At 29.4% G+C, this 21,142-nt stretch carries 18 protein-coding genes, 2 tRNA genes and 1 other annotated feature; of the genes, 13 read left to right on the top strand and 7 right to left on the bottom strand.

The features are described 5' to 3' along the window. Positions 1 to 11: 11 nt before the first annotated feature. The 5 genes from QPK35_RS01690 to QPK35_RS01710 all read left to right on the top strand — a co-directional run bounded on the left by QPK35_RS01690 (position 12) and on the right by QPK35_RS01710 (position 5,008). Positions 12 to 2,348: a glycoside hydrolase family 113 gene (locus tag QPK35_RS01690; protein WP_290033733.1), complete on the top strand. Its 2,337-nt coding sequence runs from the start codon at positions 12 to 14 to the stop codon at positions 2,346 to 2,348. Positions 2,349 to 2,832: 484 nt separating this feature from the next. Further along, positions 2,833 to 3,201, top strand: coding sequence for a hypothetical protein (locus QPK35_RS01695; protein WP_290033734.1), 369 nt, complete (start codon positions 2,833 to 2,835; stop codon positions 3,199 to 3,201). Continuing rightward, a complete protein-coding gene (locus tag QPK35_RS01700; protein WP_290033735.1) occupies positions 3,198 to 3,407 on the top strand; it encodes a hypothetical protein in 210 nt (69 codons plus the stop codon). Before QPK35_RS01695 ends, QPK35_RS01700 begins: the two co-directional genes overlap by 4 nt. Beyond that, positions 3,400 to 3,834 carry a phage holin gene (locus QPK35_RS01705; RefSeq protein WP_290033736.1) on the top strand — a complete coding sequence of 145 codons (435 nt, stop codon included), beginning with the start codon at positions 3,400 to 3,402 and terminating at the stop codon, positions 3,832 to 3,834. The genes QPK35_RS01700 and QPK35_RS01705 overlap by 8 nt, the downstream gene beginning before the upstream one ends. Continuing rightward, positions 3,821 to 5,008, top strand: a complete 1,188-nt coding sequence (locus QPK35_RS01710) for a GH25 family lysozyme (RefSeq protein ID WP_290033737.1) — start codon at positions 3,821 to 3,823, stop codon at positions 5,006 to 5,008. The genes QPK35_RS01705 and QPK35_RS01710 overlap by 14 nt, the downstream gene beginning before the upstream one ends. Positions 5,009 to 7,885: 2,877 nt before the next feature. On the opposite strand, the gene QPK35_RS01715 is transcribed toward QPK35_RS01710, so the two are convergent. The 3 genes from QPK35_RS01715 to QPK35_RS01725 form a co-directional block, all read right to left on the bottom strand. Continuing rightward, positions 7,886 to 7,970, bottom strand: a tRNA-Leu gene (locus QPK35_RS01715). Between the two features lie 44 nt (positions 7,971 to 8,014). After that, on the bottom strand, positions 8,015 to 8,296 hold the full coding sequence (locus tag QPK35_RS01720; protein ID WP_290033738.1) for a hypothetical protein: 282 nt from the start codon (positions 8,294 to 8,296) through the stop codon (positions 8,015 to 8,017). 182 nt (positions 8,297 to 8,478) lie between these two features. Beyond that, positions 8,479 to 9,237: an alpha/beta hydrolase gene (locus QPK35_RS01725; RefSeq protein WP_290033739.1), complete on the bottom strand. Its 759-nt coding sequence runs from the start codon at positions 9,235 to 9,237 to the stop codon at positions 8,479 to 8,481. A gap of 114 nt (positions 9,238 to 9,351) precedes the next feature. Between QPK35_RS01725 and QPK35_RS01730 the strand changes: the two genes are divergently transcribed. Then, positions 9,352 to 10,194 (top strand): NAD(P)H-hydrate dehydratase, encoded by an 843-nt coding sequence (locus QPK35_RS01730; protein WP_290033740.1) that lies wholly within the window; start codon positions 9,352 to 9,354, stop codon positions 10,192 to 10,194. A gap of 22 nt (positions 10,195 to 10,216) precedes the next feature. On the opposite strand, the gene QPK35_RS01735 is transcribed toward QPK35_RS01730, so the two are convergent. Further along, a complete protein-coding gene (locus QPK35_RS01735; RefSeq protein WP_290033741.1) occupies positions 10,217 to 10,939 on the bottom strand; it encodes a pseudouridine synthase in 723 nt (240 codons plus the stop codon). 103 nt (positions 10,940 to 11,042) lie between these two features. Beyond that, positions 11,043 to 12,449, bottom strand: a complete 1,407-nt coding sequence (gene pepV, locus QPK35_RS01740) for a dipeptidase PepV (RefSeq protein ID WP_290033742.1) — start codon at positions 12,447 to 12,449, stop codon at positions 11,043 to 11,045. A gap of 141 nt (positions 12,450 to 12,590) precedes the next feature. Here pepV and QPK35_RS01745 point away from each other — a divergent pair, with 141 nt between their 5' ends. After that, positions 12,591 to 12,938 carry a hypothetical protein gene (locus QPK35_RS01745; protein WP_290033743.1) on the top strand — a complete coding sequence of 116 codons (348 nt, stop codon included), beginning with the start codon at positions 12,591 to 12,593 and terminating at the stop codon, positions 12,936 to 12,938. A 22-nt stretch (positions 12,939 to 12,960) separates the two neighbouring features. Here QPK35_RS01745 and QPK35_RS01750 read toward each other — a convergent pair whose 3' ends face one another. After that, positions 12,961 to 13,707 (bottom strand): deoxynucleoside kinase, encoded by a 747-nt coding sequence (locus tag QPK35_RS01750; protein ID WP_290033744.1) that lies wholly within the window; start codon positions 13,705 to 13,707, stop codon positions 12,961 to 12,963. Positions 13,708 to 13,840: 133 nt separating this feature from the next. Here QPK35_RS01750 and QPK35_RS01755 point away from each other — a divergent pair, with 133 nt between their 5' ends. From QPK35_RS01755 to QPK35_RS01780, 6 genes are all read left to right on the top strand, one after another. Then, entirely contained in the window at positions 13,841 to 14,122 is a 282-nt protein-coding gene (locus QPK35_RS01755; RefSeq protein ID WP_290033745.1) for a DUF2187 domain-containing protein, read from the top strand. Between the two features lie 60 nt (positions 14,123 to 14,182). Beyond that, positions 14,183 to 14,253: transfer RNA gene (locus QPK35_RS01760), tRNA-Gly, on the top strand. A gap of 3 nt (positions 14,254 to 14,256) precedes the next feature. Continuing rightward, positions 14,257 to 14,429, top strand: a binding site (T-box leader). Positions 14,430 to 14,473: 44 nt separating this feature from the next. Further along, positions 14,474 to 16,168 carry an arginine--tRNA ligase gene (gene argS / locus QPK35_RS01765; protein WP_290033746.1) on the top strand — a complete coding sequence of 565 codons (1,695 nt, stop codon included), beginning with the start codon at positions 14,474 to 14,476 and terminating at the stop codon, positions 16,166 to 16,168. A gap of 168 nt (positions 16,169 to 16,336) precedes the next feature. Next, a complete protein-coding gene (locus QPK35_RS01770) occupies positions 16,337 to 17,029 on the top strand; it encodes a Crp/Fnr family transcriptional regulator (protein WP_290033747.1) in 693 nt (230 codons plus the stop codon). Between the two features lie 13 nt (positions 17,030 to 17,042). Continuing rightward, a complete protein-coding gene (locus tag QPK35_RS01775) occupies positions 17,043 to 19,142 on the top strand; it encodes a transglycosylase domain-containing protein (protein WP_290033748.1) in 2,100 nt (699 codons plus the stop codon). Between the two features lie 43 nt (positions 19,143 to 19,185). Beyond that, on the top strand, positions 19,186 to 20,127 hold the full coding sequence (locus tag QPK35_RS01780; RefSeq protein WP_290033749.1) for a 3'-5' exoribonuclease YhaM family protein: 942 nt from the start codon (positions 19,186 to 19,188) through the stop codon (positions 20,125 to 20,127). Positions 20,128 to 20,178: 51 nt separating this feature from the next. On the opposite strand, the gene QPK35_RS01785 is transcribed toward QPK35_RS01780, so the two are convergent. Then, positions 20,179 to 21,075, bottom strand: coding sequence for a peptidylprolyl isomerase PrsA (locus QPK35_RS01785; RefSeq protein ID WP_290034226.1), 897 nt, complete (start codon positions 21,073 to 21,075; stop codon positions 20,179 to 20,181). Between the last annotated feature and the right edge of the window lie 67 nt (positions 21,076 to 21,142).

Here is a 21,142-nt window from a genome sequence, read left to right on the forward strand (position 1 = left end):
AGGTGTTTTAAATGAAAACTCTAAAAATAATCAACGACAATGATATTTTTAAAGTTGACGAAACAGGAACATTAATTCCATTTCAAGCTTTTGAGAATGATCATCGAATATCTTTTACCGAAGATGATAAAATTGAATTTAAAATAAAAAACAAGACAGGATTTGTTTTAACTGCGACTGGTGAAGCTAGTGCAGGCGGTGCGGTTGTTAATTTAAAAACGTCAGATTTAGAAAATTTAACACCAGATGATTATTTTTGTGAGTTGTGGGTAACTAACACTAAAGGCATTAATATTTATCCAGATAAAGGTTTTGTTCAATTCATAATTAATGAGAACTGTTTAAAAGTTGAAGGGGAAATCTTGCCAGAGATTTCCCTTTCTGATTTCACAAAACAATTTGATGACTATGTTAAATCCGTAAAGCAAGGACCACAAGGAATTCAAGGAGTTCAAGGTCCAAAAGGTGACAAGGGAGATAAAGGCGCTGCTGGGGCAATTACAACGGTTAAAAGTGTAAAATCTATCCTTGATTTATTTAGTAAATATTATCAAATTGACGCTAGTCGTTCGAGTGTAGGTGTTTCAGATCATAATTATTATGACCCAAATAATTTAACGTTGTATAACTATAATTATATAGGCGAAAGTACAGCATATTATCCATATAATTCTGATAAAGGCGGAAGTGCAACATTAAGTCCAATACCACTTGATAAAGGTTGTCAAAACAGTGGTATTCAAATTGATTTTGATTTGGTTACAACTGCTGATGGTGGGACATTTACGGTTGTGTTACCTGATTTTCCAAGTGCCTCACTTCCTGAAAACACAATCAAGACTGGTACAAATCACTATTCATTCTTCGCACAAATCGGCTCGGTTGCAGATTCAGCTTATTTCGTCAACATGGGACTTAAATTGAGTGGATATAGTGGAACATTAGGTATGAAGAACCTTGTGGTTCGCGTTAATAATTCATTTGTTGATTATGAAAAAACATATAATGGCATGACAAATGCAATTAATAACGTGATTGTAAATAAATCCGATACTGATGAATTAGATTTATTTAATAGTGGATTATTTGATAGTATCAAACCTTATTTGACAGAAAAAGATAATCTATCAAACAGCATAGAACAAGCGTTGCATGAAACGATTACCAATACCAATGATTTAATCAATGCTACAAACAACAACCTTTCAAAGTTTGCTAGTTCATCAATGGTTATGAGTCCAACTAATATTAAAGGTGGAAATGTTAGTGCATTCGGCAACATGGATTATAACGAAATTCAAAATCAAGGCGAAGCATTAAATTTAAATACTATCACAGTATCACTTTTAGTTCGTTGCGATAGTGCTACTAGTTCAACCTTGACCGTTACTGATAATGATTGGGCAAAGGTAAAAGCAGACGTTGCAGCATTAAAGCAGCGTGGATTTAAGATTTTAATTCAACCATATCCATATATTGCAGATGGGGCTATTGCTGAGGTCGATTGGAATCCTAGCGATACAACAACATGGTTTACTAATTACTCAACGATTTTACAACAAATCGCAGAATATGCACAATCTGAAAATCTTTACGGAATGTACGTAGCTACTAACCTTGTACATCTTGAACAGTACGAAGATAAGTGGGTATCAATTATTCAAAATGTCAAGAAAACATATTCAGGTAAAGTATTTTTTAGAACAAACTGGTGGAAAACAGCAAGTTGGGCTCCTGAAACTGTTACAGCATATCAAGCTACATTAAACAGAACATTTTGGCAATACGTTGATGTAATTGCGATTGCTGCTTATTTTGAAGTAACTGATGAACAAAATCCAAGTTCAGAAACATTACAGAAAGAACTTCACTCAACTGAAATCTATGATCGTAAACAAGATATTGTTATTGAAATTAAGAATTTTCATGATAAATGGAACAAACCAGTATTCTTTGGGGAGTTAGGTTTACCACCATATTCAAACGCTCCATCTAAACCATATGATAATCAAATGGATAAAACTTCTAAATATAGTGAAGTAGTCCAATCTAATTGGTTTGACGCATGGTATACAGTATTTAGTCAATTCGATTGGTGGTTAGGGTATTCCATTTTTGAAATTGGTTCAAACAGTTCATATAATCCATACGGTAAAATGGCAAGCTCAACCATTAGAATGCAGGTATTTGGTGGCGAAAATAAACCAACAAGTACGATTAGTAAAGACATTCCAAGTGTTCCTACTAAAGGAGATATTTGGTTTGTAAGTGATAATTCAAATAATATTATTGGAATTAAACAATGGAATGGTACAGATTGGATTCAATTTAATTTTAAATTAAATTAATTTTTTGAAAGCAATAAATTATTAATATATTAGTTTATTTGATAAATAAAGAGAGACCTATTATTAATAGGTCTCTCTTTATTATGTGAAACTTTATGTCATAAGTAAACCAAAACTACAACATATAAGTTGTTACTCTCTTACACCAGAAAGCATAATAACATATAAAAATAAGACATACAAATTATATGTCTTATTTTGGATAAATTTAATGCATTTGAATTATATCATATTTTTATTTAATTGAATATATATTTATAAATAAAAATACTTCATTATCTAGATATAATTATTAGATAATGAAGTATTATTTACTATAATACTAAATAGTGTACTTATGTATAAGTAATTATAACATAAAAAATAAAGACTACAAACTATGTGTAGTCTTAAAAAAACTGTACTCGCAATAGGACTTAATTATACCATAATATTTTAATTAATGGTATTAATAATTTTTTATAAGGAGAAAAGAGGTGAGAACATGAAAAATCTTGTTAAACAACCAGTATTCTTTATTGTTGGAATGGAATTTATCATGAATGGATTGTTTTTTATCATGCATGATACTTATTTTAAATGGCCACCACAAATTGCTTCTATTGAAAATAGTGATTTGTTTGGTGGTTTATTTGTAGTATTTGGTTTGGGAATGTTGTTAATTAAAATTTTCCCAAAAGAACTACGTAGATTTGAACCATATATTTTATGTGGTGCAGCAATAGTTCAAACATTTCTAACCGTGATTGAGTTTATCCATTTCATCAAATTAGGAATTAACATGCCATGGATTCCTAATTTTTGTATTGCGTTGATTATCCCAGTTCTCGCAACTAGGAGTGATGTTGTATGACATTAAAAGATTGGATGTATTCAGTTGCTACCTTTGTTGCATCAATTACTGGAATTTTAACTTTTTGGTTAAATTATCAAAAAAATAAACGTGATGATTTACACAGAACGTTAAAAATAGTTGAAAAAGACCGTGATTACTGGAGAAAAAGAGCAATTGAAGCAGAGAAAGAATTAGAAAAAAGAGAGGATAATAAAAATGAATAATGCAGATTTAATAACTCAAATTATTGTTGCTGTGGCAGGTGTTGTAACGCCTGCCATTTGTGTATATGTAGCAAATTTAATTAAGAAATATATTCCCCAAAAATCATTATTACAAGCACTTGAACAATTTGCAAAAGATGTGGTTGTCTTAGCTGAACAAACTGGTGTTAAAGATGATTATTTAGATAAGAAGAAATTTGCAATTTGTAAATTACAGGAAATGTTAGAAAGTGCTGGATTTAGTAAACAAGATGAAGATTTACTATCTGGTTGCATTGAGCATGCTTATTGCGAATTGAAAGATGAAATCGAATCAGTTTACAAAGATGACCATGATGATAAGGTGTATTCATTATCAGAAACAACAGATGCAAATGGAAATATAAAAAGCGAATTAAATGGAGGTAAGAATAGTGAAGAAAAGTAAATTAATCATGGGTACAGCAATGTTAGCTGGATTAATATTTGGTAGTGGCGTAGTTAATGCTGCACGAACAGATATGGTTGACGTATCGAACCATAATGGAAATATGACTGTTGCTGAATATGTTTCGATGAGAAATAATTATGGAGTTAAAGCAGTAACAGCAAAAATTAGTGAAGGTACTTATTATCATGATCCATATGCTGCAAATAATATTAAAAATGTTCAAGCAGCTGGATTATATATCAATGGCTACTATTTCTGTCGTTATACTTCAGTTGAAGATGCTAAAGCAGAAGCAGAATATGCGGTTAAAATGGCAAAACAAGATGGTTTACCAGTTAATGCTGTTTTATGTGCAGATATTGAAGCTAGCCAACAACGTGGTTTAGGAACATATACAAACTCATTAGCGATTGAAGCAATGAAACAAATCATTGAAAATGCAGGTTATAGATTTGATGTTTATTCAATGGCTTCATGGGGTGATAGCATAATTCCATGGAAATACATGGGATGGATTGCATCATATCCAAATAATGTTTCAAAAGATTTGTATACTAAAGGGCACGCATGGCAATGGACTGATAAACAACAATTCAAAGATAGCTATGGTGGATTTGATACAAGTCAATTGTATGATAATTACTATACTGGTGGTCAAGATAAGAACGCTGTTATTTCTAATGGAGATACAACAGATGTTTCTCATGTTAATGGAAACAACAATAATAAACCTAGCCAAGATAAGAATATGACAGCAACAAGTGGCAATAATAATCAATATCAAAATGAAGATTATGCTCAAAATGGAGTGTTCACAGCAAATACGACATTAAATATTCGTACTGCACCAAGTATATCAGCAAGTATTGTTGGATCTTATGCACCTGGAGAAAGTCTGGTGTACGATCACGTTTACATTAAAGGTAAATATGTATGGTTGCGTTATATGAGTTACAGCGGAAGTTATCATTACGTTTGTGCTGGAATCTTAGGCGGTGAAGAATATGGCACACGCCAAGCATACTCAGTAGCTAAAACATACACAGTTAAGAGTGGCGATACATTAAGTGGCATTGCCCAAAAGTTAGATGTCTCAATATCTTATTTAACAAGTAAAAATGGCATTAACAATGCTAACTTGATTTATGTTGGAGAAATGTTAAAATACTAATTGTCCGGATTGTATTAATAATTTCCCAGTGAAGAATAGAAATGTTTCAAGAAAGTTTTATTTTTATATGTTAAAATAAAGATTCAGATTAATGTTCAAAAAAAGAATGTGCCTCAATTGGTACATTCCCTTTTTTTATATATTAAAGTAAGAATAATATCTAATCTTTACTACTCTAATATTTTTAATTACTAAAAAGTTCCTATCATTTACAAATAAAATAATAGGAACTTACACAATTAGTTGAAAATAAATTGTATGAGGAAGAAATGCCTTATACAACATTCTCAGTATAATATATCTGACTAAATAAATCAATTAATAAATAAAAAACTCTTATCACATATTTAGTGGTAAGAGTAAGTTTGATTTGATAGGAGACTTTAATAATAGCATATTTATTGTATTTTATTTATAAATAAAACGTTTTGCTACATTACTTTAAATGAAAATTAAGGAACTAAATATTTTATTAAGTAAAGATAACTGTATGTTTTTATAAATAAAATATATTCTGAGTAGAGTTATTTAAATTATATATGATACTTGTTATATTTTATTGAGTTGTCATTGATAATAAATTAGGATAAACAAATACTCAATTCTAATAAAGATAAGGTGTTGAACGTTTATTAGAATGTAGTCAAATATTATGTGTTAAAAAAGCGGAATACTAATTAAAGGATTTTCATTTTTATATTGCATTTTTAAATTATTTGAATTATCATAGTAAGCAATAGGGGGAGATGTTGCTCGAATGGGCAAAAAATATCAACTATAACTTCACTTCAGATATGGAGTGAAGTTTTTTATTGAATTATAAGATATTTAAATCTTATATTTTGTAATGAACTATAAAAATTTCTTATTACTTTGAAGTGAAATCCTAAAAGTTGAACACTTTATTAAGTTAGTAACAAGGGACAGGGATCTGTATTAAACAAGACTTAGTTTTTTTAATTTTATCTTGATTTTGTCATTATTATATTAATGAATTGTTTAAATTAAATTATCAGCATATATTTATATAAGCTTTCATATCTCTAATTCCATTATCTAAACTATTTCCCTTACGGGGTATATTTTGAATAATTTCATGATTAAAAAACTTTGATAACATGTTAAATTTTGATGAAGAGTAAGAAAGGAAACATCGTAAGCAATAATCTTTCTAATACTGGCAATAAATAACTTGGTCTTCTTATTAGTTTATTAATTATATTATAACCATTTTTTAAATAATCTTAAATCCAATTAGATAATCCTAAATAAAGATACTTTGTTTATTTTTTTAACGCTTAATGACATTTAATTCCATCTGTGCAAGCTTAAGCGATGCCATAATATTCCTTTATTTTTGAATATCTATATTCTTTTTGATAGATATTTTTTATCTTGCTTCGAAGAATGAACAAAAAGCCCCCAAATCCTAAATTTATTTTTAAGATTCGGGGTGCATGTCACTTATATAATAGGAACTTAATAGTTTAGTTATAGGGAGAAATAATAATATTATAATAACACGTTAGCTTATATAAATCAATTATTTATAAATTAAAGAAAAAGTTTAAATACTTGTTTTTATTTAGTGAGGTAGAAAAATTTATTTTCTGCTATAATAATTTCTGATAAATAGAAATGGATTTTATCTTTTTTTTGTAATATAATATCTCAAAGTAATTTGATTTTTATATAAATGATTTGTTAAAATATTGATGTTCCATTTACATTCTAATATTATATACCTTGTATAAGAGACATTAGAGTATTTGTCTCTTATATTTTTATATTGGAAAAATGGGCATATATGTTGTATTTTTAATTTAAATAAGGTAGTCTAAACATAGAGATTTCTCTAAGAGTTGGTTACTCTTCTTATGTAATTACATAAGTTTTATTCATTAATCTTCCTTCCTTGATTTTTCAAGGAAGGTTTTTTAGTAGCATACTTTATATTTATTTGATATAATAAAAGCACTCTCTGATATAAGTATTTTTAACTTTGAAGGTCTCATTTATATGAGACCTTTTATTTATAAAAATAACATTATAGTATAGTAATATATTTTAATTAGGTACATACTAATAAAATGTTAAAATAAGAATGTTACAATATTTTAAATGAATTTTTTTATTAAAAAAGTTCCTATTAAAATAGGAACTTACGCAATTGGTTGGAATAATTTATATAAGAAAGGAACTTTACATAAACTATACATTATATAATAATATATTTTGATAAATGAATCAACTAAAAACTCTTATCATATATAATAAAAGAATATTAACTATATCTTCGCTTCAGGAAGAGGAGCGAACTTTTTTATGTAAGCTTAGGATTTGCTAAAAGTTTAAGAATAAAGGAAATTTTTACATTTTTTGATTTTATTATTAATTGTGTTATTTTAGCAATTAGTATATTAGATAATTGTTTAGCTTTTTAATATATTCCACTAATATTATTATCTTTTATTTTTTAATGTTGGTTTGTTTGGTTAGGGATTTCTGTTATTATTTTTTGATTAAGAGATTATAGCTTTTTTAATAAAATATGGAAAAATAATGTGGGTTACCCACAAAGTAACTCACACAAAATTTAATTCAATGATGCTAAATGACTTATCCACAGCTTCTTGCTTGTGGATATTTTTTGAATAAAATATAGTTATGGTTGTTTTGGAATTTTGTTTTTTCATTAGACAATTTTTTTGATTAGTTTCTTATTCTTTATTTTTATTTCGTAGACAGGAAACCGAGGACTGTCTGTTTTTTTGTATAAAAAACCCCACTTTTGATAAAAAAATGGGAGCTGTTGCAATAAAATTGCAATTTCGTTTGTAAAACATTGATATATCAGTGACTAAGTGCTTGGTTTTATGCCACTGGCAGGAATCGAACCTGTACTCGGATAAACCGAACAGCGACCTGAACGCTGCGCGTCTGCCAGTTCCGCCACAGTGGCAAAATCTATAATAATTCTATACTATAGAAAATGTAAATGACAAGTTATTTCTTTAGAAAACTTATTGCAGTACCATATCCATGTAAAACGATGTATTTAGGCCCAACAGAAACACGAACGATTTGAGGCTCAAATCGTACATTAATGACTCCATCTGCATTTTTTGTTACCGCTTTGTCAATTAATTTCATTTTAACTTGATCATATAAATCATCAAAATCATCTACACGATTCAATTCGTCAGCTTGTAATTCTGCTTTAACAGTAGCATTGACTATTCCATGTATAGCATATCCTTGATTTAGTCCACCTGTTGATAAAAACATTTTAAAACCTCTAATTCTATAATATTATTTTTTCTTTTTTTTGACACTTATACATAAGCTTACAATTGCAAGTACTAAGGATGCAGTTGCAATAGCTAATGAAATAATTGATAATACAAAAGAACTTACTAGCATAATGAAAACCTCAACTAATTATTTCTATTTAAAAGTGTATCATATTTTTATTTTTGTTGGATAAAATCTTTAACAATATCTATCATTTTATTTCGATATTTGCCTTCAAATAAGTGTCCAGCTCCTGCAATCCAGTGAACTACACTTTGCGAATAATATTGTTGATACTTAATAGTTACATTAGGACTTACAATGTCATCAGCTGTACCATGAATTAAGCAGACCTTTCCATTGTATTTTGCAGATACTGAATAAATAGGTAAAGTTTGAGCGGTTCTTAAATAAAAACCTCCAACATTATATCCAGGGCGTAATTCTTGTTTATCTGGAATATGAAGGGGATCATAACGTAAATTTAACGTATGTCCAATTAAAGCATCATCCTTAAGCGATGCAGCAGGTGCTAATAGTACAAGTTTGCTGATGAATTCATGGTAATAGCCAGCAAGCATACCAGCTACAACGCCACCTTGAGAATGTCCAATTAAGTAAATGTTTTTTATTCCTGGCAAAGAACGTACATAGTCTAGTATTTTTTGCCCATCAGCAATTTCACTTGGAACTGTCATATCACAAAAATTTCCGTCACTTTCTCCATGACCATTAAAATCAAATCGTACTGATGCAATTCCAATTTCTTTAAGCATTTTAGCAAGACGATAATGCATATTACCTGGATTATTTCGACCGCAATTTCCACTGAAACCGTGCATTAAAATTGCTAGATCAAAATTAGTTTTTTCTTCTGGAATTTCTAAAACTCCACGTAAAGTTAAACCATCTCTTTTAATTTCAATATCTGTCATAATTTCACCTTTTTTGTAGATTATATATTAATGTTACTATAGTTATAGTAAGACTATTCAATATAGATATTTTAAAACAAATGACAGTAATTGAAAGCTAAAGGAAGAATAAAAATGAGTCCAATTAAAAGTGAAATTATTTCTAAAGTAATAAAAAAAAGACCAAATGAGAGTTATAAGGGAATGTACGGGAATGTGTTAATAATTGGAGGAAATCAAAACATGGGTGGGGCTGCTATAATGTCAGGAAGTGCTGCAGTCCATTCTGGAGCAGGATTAGTTACAATTGCTACTGATAAAACTAATATAGCGGCTATACATGCTGCATTACCTGAAGCTATGTTTATTAATTATTGTGAAATAAAATCGTTGATAGAACATCTTACTGATGCTGATGTAATTGTAATTGGACCAGGGTTAGGAATAGATGAAACAGCTTTTAATATTTTAAGTAACGTTTTAATGAATATTAAAAAGCATCAAATTTTAATAATAGATGGTTCAGCGATTACGTTAATTTCAAAACATAAGAAATTATTAAATGAAATACTAGATTTACAAATTATTTTTACACCTCACCAAATGGAATGGCAAAGATTAAGTGGAATAAAAATAGAAGAACAAACAGAACAAAAAAATCAATTAGCGCAAGAAAAATTAGATGCAACTGTTATTGTTAAGAAATTTCATACAGAAATTTATTTCAAAAATAAAATTACAAGAAAATTATTAGTTGGTGGACCATATATGTCAACCGGTGGGATGGGAGATACGTTAACAGGAATTATAGCAGGATTTTTAGCGCAATTTAAAAATGAAAAATTTGAAGATGTTATTCAAGCTGCAGTTTATACTCATAGCAAGATAGCAGAGATTATATCTAACGATAAATATGTTGTATTGCCTTCAGATATAATTTCAAATATTCAATCATTTATGCGACAACATGAATCATAAAAAAAATAGGATTAAAATAATCCTATTTTTTATTTTTTAATATATTTATTTCTTGCGAAGACAATCGACGATATGCTCCTGGTTGAAGAGAATTATCTAAAAATAAAGATCCCATGGAAAGACGATGAAGTGTTAATACTGTCATTTGATTAGCTTTGAACATTCTTTTTATTTGATGGTATTTTCCTTCAGAGATTGAAATACTTACTTTACTAGTATTATTTTCTTTATTTATGGATAAAATTTTTAATTTTGCAGGTTTAAAATTAGTTCCATCTTTTAAAGTTATACCATTTTTAAAACGTTCAATTAAAGAGTCGTCGACTATACCAGATACTAATGCATGGTATGTTTTTATAACATGTTTCTTAGGTGCAAGTAATTCATGTGCTAATTTTCCATCATTTGTTAATAAGAGTAATCCAGTTGTATCTTTATCTAAACGCCCAACAGGGGCTAAATCTTTGATTTTATCTTTTGAGGAAATTAGATCTATAACAGTAGGTTGAGATGAATCTTTAGTGGCTGAAATTACACCTTGAGGTTTATTTAACATTAAATATCGTTTAGTTTCTAAAGAAATCTTTTTACCATTTACTTTAACAATGTCCTTTGTTAAATCTATTTGTTCTTTTCCATTTTTAATAATTTTTCCATTCAATTCAATCATATTTTGTTTAATCATTTTTTTGATCTCAGAACGGCTACCAAAGTTTGCGTTGCTTAAATATTTATCTATACGCATCTATATCACCTAAATTTATTAATATACAAATGAAAGTAATATAATTATACATGAAAAATAATTAAGTAAAAAGAGAGACTATTAAAGTCTCTCTTTTTAAATATTATTTGATTAGTTCATAAATTCCTTGAGCATAAATAGCTGCTGCTTTAATCAAGTCATCAACTGGTACAAATTCATTTGCTTGATGCATTGTATCAGGAACACCAGGGAACATAGCACCGAATGCGACACCACGTTTCATTAAACGGCCATATGTTCCGCCACCCACAACTTGACCATGTGCATCTTCACCAGTTTGATCTCTATAAACATTGAGTAATGTTTTAACTAAAGGATCATCTTCTGGAACATAATGAGGAACCATACCACCTTCATGTTGAACAAATTTTGCATCATATTGTTCTTTTGTGCTATTTAAACCATTAGCAATGTACTCTGGATCAGTTCCTTGTGGATAACGGAAGTTCAATGTGATTGATCCACCATTATTTTCGTCAAATGAAAAAATACCTGCATTCATAGTTAAATCGCCCATAACTTCATCTGTGTATGCCATATCAAAGTTATTTAAACGTGAATCAAGATGGAGTTTTTCAGCGGCAAAACTAATAAAGTTTTTAGCACCAGCACCAAAATCAAATTGGTTTAAGAATAAGCACATGTATGTACCTGCATTAATTCCACGTTTTGGTTCTTGAGCGTGTGCAGCCTTACCAATAACATGAATATATAATTTGCCATCTTGAATATCGCTTTCGCCAACAATTGGGTTTTCGGCAACAAATTCATCAAACTTCTTAATCATTTCATCATAGTTACCATTTTTGCTTTCAATCCATGCTTCAGCATCACGAGGTACCATGTTTTCACGTAATCCAGAATCAAATTTAATTAAAGAGTAATTACCATCATTTGTTCCATTGAATTTAGCATCAAAAGTAACATTTCCTTTTTCACCGTTAATGATAGGGAAGAAGGCATCTGGTGAAAATCCAAAGTCAGGTTCTGGCATGTTTTTGAAATAATAGTCCATACCACGCCAAGAACTTTCTTCATCAGTTCCTAAAATAAAAGCAACTTTTTTGCTAACAGGTAAATTTAAATCTTTAATAATTTTTAATCCATAGTATGCTGCCATACTTGGTCCTTTATCATCAGAAGCACCACGAGCATATATTTTGCCATCTTTAATTACTGGTTCAAATGGATCTGTGTTCCATCCTTTACCTGCAGGCATTACATCAACGTGTGCAAGAATTCCTAATGTTTCATCACCTTGGCCAAATGAAATTTCGCCTGCCATGCCATCAATATTTGTAGTCTTAAAACCGTCACGATTTGCGATGCTTAAAAATTGATCTAATCCGGCTTTTGGACCAGGTCCAAGTGGAGCATCATCAGTTTTTTTACTTTCATCACGCACGCTTTTTATACGTAACATTGATTTTAAATCTTCTAGAAGTTCTTCGCGCCGATTTTCAGCTTCTTTTTTCCAGTCAATTGTCATTAATGTAACCTCCTGTAAGAATATATATTAATATTATCATATTAAATAATATGAAGAAAAGTTTAATTACGTTTTCATTGATTTGGTAAAATATATGTTATAATGCTTATCGAATTGTTACATAGAAAGAGGAGAGCTTTATTGTCTAATTTTGGCATTGCCATTATATACATACTTTTAGTAATATTAACCATTTATAATATTCGATTAAACACAAAATTATTTAAACTAAGAGCAACTAATATGCCATCGGATCCTAGAAATCTTTCTGAAGAAGAATTAACAGTAATAAAATCATTGACAAATGAGAAAAGAAAATGGGCAATTTTAAGTCAGATTCTTTTTTGGAGCTCACTTATTTTGGTTATTTTTGGTTCAATGGGAATTTTAGGATTTTTCTTGGACTTATATACAGTTACTTGTATTGTTTCAAATCAAATTGATTTAAATGCTACAAAGGTATTAATTAATACTAATAAAAAAATCTAAGGATTAATTCCTTAGATTTTTTTTATTTTTCACTATAACGATTTTGTTTTAATTTTTTTGCCTGATCTTCAGTAATATGGCCTAATGAAACTAGTTTATTTTCAATTTTATCTAATAAATAATTTCGATCTTGCATGCTATCTACAAAATCATATTTATCACCATCTATAATGATTAATTCAGAAGCTTTATCCCAATTTTTATACCAATCTAGCCAATTTTCATAGTATTCTAATAGTTTTTTATAATATGAAGGTAAAGTTGGATCAGTTTCAATTTGTTCATAATCTCGACCACGTTTTTTAATTCTTTTTATCATAGTGTCATATGAAACGTGAATAAAAATCATTAAATCTTTTGAATCAACTTTTGTAGCATAGGTCAATTCATCTAACATATTTTGAAGTAATTCTTGATATGTAGAATATTCTACTGATGTGGCATTTCCCATGTCAGTGTTCATTTTCATAAATAGCGCATCTTCATATATTGAACGATCCAAAATATTATTTGCATCTTTTTTTGCATCTTTTATCATACGGAATCTGCGATTAACGAAAAATGTTTGTAAAAGATATGTATATGGATTAGTTGCATCTTTATCGCCATGTGCTCGTTTTTCTGCTGCAAGTTCGTTACCTTTATAAAATAAAGGTAAAACAGGATTATCATCCACTGGTTCAAAAAAAGCTTGTGAACCTAATTCTTTTGAAAGAATTTCTGACATTGTCGATTTACCTGAACCAATAATTCCAGCTAATGTAATCATGCTAATTCTCCTTTAATGTTTGTCAATGTAATTTTACATTTTAAAATGAGATAAATCAAACACGTGATTAGTTGCATTTTAATAAGAAATTTGTTAATATTTCTTAGAAATTTAAGTTAAGGAGAACTTTTTTATGGCAAAAAAATTTAAAGTTGGCGATAAAGTGACATGTAAAGCCTTTGGACCATTGAAGCATAATTTTAGTGGGACAGTAGAAAAGATTTATGAAAATTCTGCTCTTATAAGATTTAGTGAATTTGATCCAAAAGATAAAATTGCTGTAAGTGATTTGCATAACCAAGCAATTGTACGCTTAACTAGTATGGTAATGTATGGTGAGAAGTTTAAGCCTGAAAAAGTAAAAAAAGCTGAAAGTAAAAAAGAAACAAAAAAAACATCAGCTAAAAAGAAATAATATATTGATTTTTATTTAAGCTGACATTAAAAGGATTTTATGCTATACTTAACCTAAATCGCGGGTGTAGTTTAGTGGTAAAACCCCAGCTTCCCAAGCTAGTGTCGCGAGTTCGATTCTCGTCATCCGCTTGGACTTATTCAATGATAGAAACTAGTAAATTTGGAAATATTGCAGCGAGTTCGGGATGGTGCAAGCCGAATATAGGAACAAATTGAATCGCACTTCTTAGAATAATTAGTTGAATATTAAAGTGGATTACTTTTTAATCAATTAGAGTGGTACCGCGGGTTAACTCGTCTCTTACATTTTATATGTAAGAGATTTTTTTATTTTATAGGAGGTTTTAAAATGGATTATAAACAACAAGTTGCTCAAGCAATACAAGATGTAATTGGTAATGACTTATCAATTGAAGAAATTATTGAAAAAATTGAAGTTCCTAAAACTTTGAAAATGGGAGACTATGCATTTCCTGCTTTTGTATTATCAAAAGTTATGCACAAAGCACCTCAAATTATTGCAGGTGAAATTGTTGAAAAAATAAATCAAGATGACTTTGAAAAAGTTGAAGCTGTTGGTCCTTACGTCAACTTTTTCTTAGATAAAAAGAAATTTGGAAAAGATATTATAAGCCAAGTCTTAATTGAAAAAAATCATTATGGTGATTTAAATTTAGGTAATAATGGGAATGTTACGATTGATATGTCATCTCCTAATATTGCTAAGCCAATGTCAATGGGGCATTTACGTTCAACTGTAATTGGAAACTCTTTAGCAGAATTATTAAAGAAAACAAATTATAATCCAATTAAGATTAATCACTTAGGAGATTGGGGTACTCAATTTGGTAAGTTGATTGAAGCATATAAATTATGGGGAAATGAGGAAGAAGTAAAGAAAGATCCAATCAATACTTTACTTAAGTACTATGTTCGATTCCATAAAGAAGATCAAGAAAATCCAGAACTTGATGATGAAGCTCGTGCATGGTTTAAAAAACTTGAAGATGGTGATCCGGAAGCAACTCGTTTGTGGAAATGGTTCCGTGATGAATCATTGAACTTCTTTATGAAAATCTATAAACGTTTAGGAATAACATTTGATTCATATAATGGTGAAGCATTTTATAATGATAAAATGCAACCAGTAATTGATGAATTAAAAGAAAAAGGTTTGTTGGAAGAAAGTCAAGGAGCAATGATTGTTGATCTTTCAAAATATGATTTAAATCCTGCTTTAATCCAAAAATCAGATGGGACAAGTTTATATATAACACGTGACCTTGCTGCTGCTATTTATCGTAAAAACACATATAATTTTGTTCAATCATTATATGTAATGGGAAATGAACAATCAAATCATTTTCACCAATTAGTTGCTGTATTGAAAGAAATGGGATATGATTGGGCAAATGACATGCATCATGTTGCATTTGGATTAATTACTTCTGGTGGTAAAAAGCTATCAACTCGTCGTGGTAATATTATTTTACTTGAAGAAGTATTAGATGATGCTGTAGAACTTGCACAAAAGCAAATCGAAGAAAAGAATCCAACATTAAAAGATAAAGAAAAAGTTGCAGATGAAGTGGGTGTTGGAGCTGTTGTATTCCATGATTTGAAAAATGAACGTTTAAATCAATTTGATTTTGATTTACAAGAAGTTGTTCGTTTTGAAGGTGAAACAGGTCCTTATGTACAATATTCACACGCACGTGCAATGAGTATTTTACGAAAAGCTAATATTAATGAAAATAGCAATCTAAGTATTGAAGGATTAGATGATCCTGATGCTTGGGAAACAGTTAGAATGTTAAGTGAATTTCCAGCAATGATTGAACGTGCTGTTAAGGAATATGAACCATCAGTAATTGCTAAATATGCAATTAGATTAGCAAAAGCATTTAACAAATATTATGCACATACAAAAATTTTAACAAATGATTCACAACGTGAAGAAAGATTAGCATTAGTTCAAAGTGTAGCTATCGTATTAAAAGAATCACTTCGATTATTAGGTGTAAAAGCACCTGATGAAATGTAATATTAATTAAAAAAGATTATGCATATATTACTAGTGAAAAAGGAAGTAATTGATTGCATAATCTTTTTATATTGACCATTTTAATTTTATGATTTTTATAGCCAAAACTAATTTTGTTCTGTAAAATATAAGATTAATAAAGGAAGTAGATTAAGAAGAGGAAATTTAATGAAAAACAAAAATATAATGTTATTTTTCAAGGAGAACGTTGGAATAGAGGAGGAAAAATTACAAAATGTAATAAACAACTCCTGTTTTATGTCTTATTCTGCTAAAGAAAAAGTAACATTTAGTAATGATGATTTGAAAAAATATACATACTTTATTATTAATCAAGAGGGTGTTATATTATTTTCATTAAACTCTGTTGAGGGAGATCCATGGTGTATATTTCTTAGTGCAAATATGCACTTCCCTATATTAGACCACAAGACAAATCCAACTGAAGCATTTATTGATGGATTTGTAAGTCGTAAAACAGAAATTTTAGGAATTAAAAGAGAAGATGTTAAATATTTGCGTAAACATAGCTCTAAATTTTGTGACTATATGGAAAAAGGTACCAAAAATTTATTATGTAATATTGTATCACGTAGCGTAAACAGTCAAGCATTAAGAATGGATCAGCGAGTTCTTACAGTGATTTTAATTTTACTTGAACGTTATGGATATGATTTGCCAACAGGTGAACGTGTAGTACATTTAAGACAAATTGATTTGGCAGCGATTTCTGGTACAACTATTCAAAATATAGCGCGAATCCTACATAAATTAAGGAAAATGAAAGTGATTGAAACAAAATGGAAGAGTATAATAGTAAAACGTGAGTATTATGATAAACATCGAGTACTAATTGATTAAAAGGGCGTTTTAAATGAAAAATTCTGAATTAAAAATATGGATTAAAACTCAGTGGAAAAATTTTATCTGCTGGTTTAAAAATAAATGGCATCGTTATCAAATTTGGAAATGGATTTTAATTGTATTTTTAACTTTATTTTTAGTAGTAAGTGTAAGATTAGTATTTATAGCTAAAACATCTCATGTTAAAGATCTTAAAGCAAGATTAGAACAAACTACAGCTGTATATGATTCTTCAAATAATAAAGCAGGATCTATATATTCTCAGAAAGGAACATGGGTATCATTATCAAAAATTTCTAAGAATGTACCAAATGCTGTACTATCAACTGAAGATCGAAATTTTTATCATGAATATGGATTTTCAATTAAAGGTATTGGCCGAGCTGTGTTTCAATTAATAAGGAATCGTTTATTCGGTGATAATTCGATAAGCGGTGGGGGGAGTACTATAACACAGCAGTTAGTAAAAAATGCATTTTTATCGCAAGAACAGACATTTTCTAGAAAAGCAAAAGAAATTTTTATTGCAATGCAAGTTGAAAATACATATAGTAAAAATGAAATTTTAACGATGTATTTAAATAATGCATATTTTGGAAATGGAGTTTGGGGAATTGAAGATGCTGCTCAAAGATATTTTGGTGTACACGCATCTCAACTTAATATTCCAGAAGCTGCTACACTTGCAGGAATGTTAACTAATCCTAGTGGTTTTAATCCGGTTGATCATCCGTCTGCTTCTAAAAAAAGACGAAATGTAGTTTTGCAGTTAATGTATGAAAATAACAAATTAACAAAATCACAAATGGAAAATTACCAAGATTATCCAATGCAGGTCAATGATGACTATAGCTATCATTCAGATTATAACTATCCATATTACTTTGATGCAGTTATTAACGAGGCTATAAATGATTATGGATTGACTGAAAAAGAAATTATGGATGGTGGATATAAGATTTATACATCGTTAAATCAAAAACAACAAAAGATTATGCAAAATGCATTTTCAAATTCAAATCTGTTTCCTGCAGATCAAGCTGATGGGACCCAAGCACAAGCTGCATCAATTGCAATAGATCCTAATAATGGTGGAGTTACTGCTTTAGTTGGAGGAAGAGAAGATTCTCATGTGTTTAGAGGATATAATCGAGCTACACAATTAGTTAGATCACCTGGTTCTACAATTAAGCCATTAGCAGTATATACTCCAGCATTAGAAGATGGATATCATTATGACTCAATGGTAAATGATAAATTACAATCATATGGTACAAATAAATATACACCACACAACTGGAATAACCAATATTCAGGAAAGATTCCGATGTATGAAGCTTTAGCTTTAAGTAAAAATACATCTGCTGTATGGTTATTAAATAAAATTGGTGTAAAAAAAGGTTATGAATCAGTAGAAAAATTTGGAATAAAATTATCTAAGTCTGATGAAAATTTAAGTTTAGCATTAGGAGGATTAAAAAAAGGTGTTTCTCCTTACCAAATGGCTAGTGCATATACAGCATTTGCCAATGATGGAGTTCGTTATGAACCACATTTAATAACGAAAATTGTTGATGCTACAGGAAAGGTAGTTGTAGATAATACAAAGATTAAGCATACCAAGGTCATGTCAAAAAAAGTTGCTAAAGAAATGACAAGTATGATGATTGATGTTTATAAACAAGGAACTGGTATGAGTGCTAAACCAAGTGGATATACGATTGCAGGTAAGACAGGATCAACTCAAAGCACTGATAATATCTCACAAAATGGAACAGCAGAAGATGATCATTGGTTTATTGGATATACCCCTGATATTGTAGTTGCAACTTGGATGGGATATGATTCTTCTAAATATAATTTAGGAGAATATGGTGTAAATGAAGGCGCAGGGTTATTCAAAACTGAAATGGAAGGAATAATTCCAACTACAAAAGAAACTTCATTTAATGTTCAAGCTGCATCAACTTTAGCAAATAAGGCGGATGATCAATCATCATCAAGTGATGATTTTTGGAGCAATGTTAAAGAAACAGGACAAAATATTGGAAGTGCTATTCAACAAAAGGCAAATGAATTTAAAGAAAAATTGGAAGATTTTTTTAATTAGAATTGAGTAAAAAGTAGAACAAATAGAAATAGAAGGAAATAAAATGAAAAAAATTTTTGATTATGAAGTTGACGAGAATATGAAATTATTTGCATTAATTAAAACTGCAGATGTTAGAATTGCCAAAAATGGGTCAAAGTTTATTTCGTTCACATTTTGTGATCAGTCAGGGGAAATTATGGCAAAATTTTGGGATGCGTCTGATAAAGATATTGAACAATTTAAGTCAGGTAGAGTAGTTTGCATAACAGGAAAAAGAGAAAATTATCAAAATAATCCTCAAATTAAAATATTTAATTTAAGACTTCCAAATGAAAATGAACCAAATGATCCATTAGAATTTGTTCAAAAAGCACCTGAGGATGTAAAAAAAATGGAAAAAGAATTCAATGAATTCTTTTTACAAATAAAAAATCCAGTATGGAATAAAATTGTTCATGCATTAATAAAAAAATTTCATGATAACTTTTTTACATTCCCGGCAGCTAAAAAAAATCATCATGCATTTGCAGGAGGATTAGCATATCATACTTTATCAATTTTGCGGTTAGCTAAAGCAGTAGCTGATGAATATCCTTTTATTAACCGGTCATTGTTGTACTCAGGTGCAATCTTACATGATTTAGGTAAAGTAATAGAATTGTCTGGTCCAATTGCAACACAATATACGTTGGATGGTAATTTGATTGGACATATTGTTTTAATTGACGAACAAATTGTTGAGGTTTGTCATCAATTGAATATTAATGAACAAGATGAGGATGTAATTTTATTACGTCATATGATTTTAGCTCATCATGGATTAATGGAATATGGTTCTCCTGTTCAACCACATATCATGGAAGCTGAAATATTACATCATTTAGATGATTTAGATGCTTCAATACAAATGATGAAAGGTGCTTTAGATCATACAGAAAATGGAGAGTTTTCTGAAAGAATATTTGGATTAGATGGACGCAATTTTTATAAGCCTAAAAATTAAATGATTATTGAATAATAAAAAAGCCAAGAATTTATATTCTTGGCTTTTTGTTTAGTTTTGGCTGTTTACTGTTGAATTTGTACTTGTATAGTTAGCTAAAACATTTTCTAAGTCTTTATCTTTGATTGAAACATCACCATTCTTCAATACCTTAGAAACAATCTTTTGAAGAGCAGTAGAATCATTCATTTTTTCATCGATAATTTGACTCTTTAATTCTTTAATGTGATCAGACATTTTACCCTTGCCTGGGTTCTTAATGCAGTAGATAACTTGATAGCCATAAGATGTTTTAACTGGTGTTTCAGTAAATTGACCTGGCTTAAGTTTAAATGCTGCCTTTTTGAATGAACTGTCTAATTGTGTATCAGTGTTGTTAAATGATGGTAATTTTCCGCCATCATCTTTTGTAGATGAATCAGTAGAGTATTCTTTAGCTAATTTTTTAAAGTTATCATAGCTTCCATCTTCTTTTAACTTATTGATAACGTCGTTAGCTTCAGATTCTTTTGAAACTAAAATATGTGCAACAGTGATATTTGGTTCATATGATTTCCATTGTTCTTTAAGCATTTTATTTGTAATCTTTGTGTTTGCAATTACTGCTTGACGAAGTAATAAGTTAGAACGAATTTGTTCCTTTAATGATGAAGGAGTCAAACTATTTTGTTCTAATGCTTGAGAGAAGCTTGAACCATATTCATCCTTTAATTTATCGTATTGTTTATTAACATCTGATTTAGAAACTTTATTACCATAGTCTTTTTCAAGTACTTTATCTAAAATCATTTGTTGTAATACTTGTTTACCACTTTGAGTTTCTTTCATTTTGTCATAATATTCTTGTTCTGTAATCTTGCCACCAGAAGTGGTTGCAACGGTTTTAGAACAGGCTGCAAGACTAAATGTTGTCAAAACCCCTAAGGTTGCAACAAGAAGTTTTTTCATTTTCTTCATGAAAACAAACACATCCATTCTATTTATTTTATAGATAACAATTTTAACTATAACATAA

This window comes from Ligilactobacillus cholophilus (genome assembly GCF_030389495.1).
GTDB lineage: Bacteria > Bacillota > Bacilli > Lactobacillales > Lactobacillaceae > Ligilactobacillus > Ligilactobacillus cholophilus.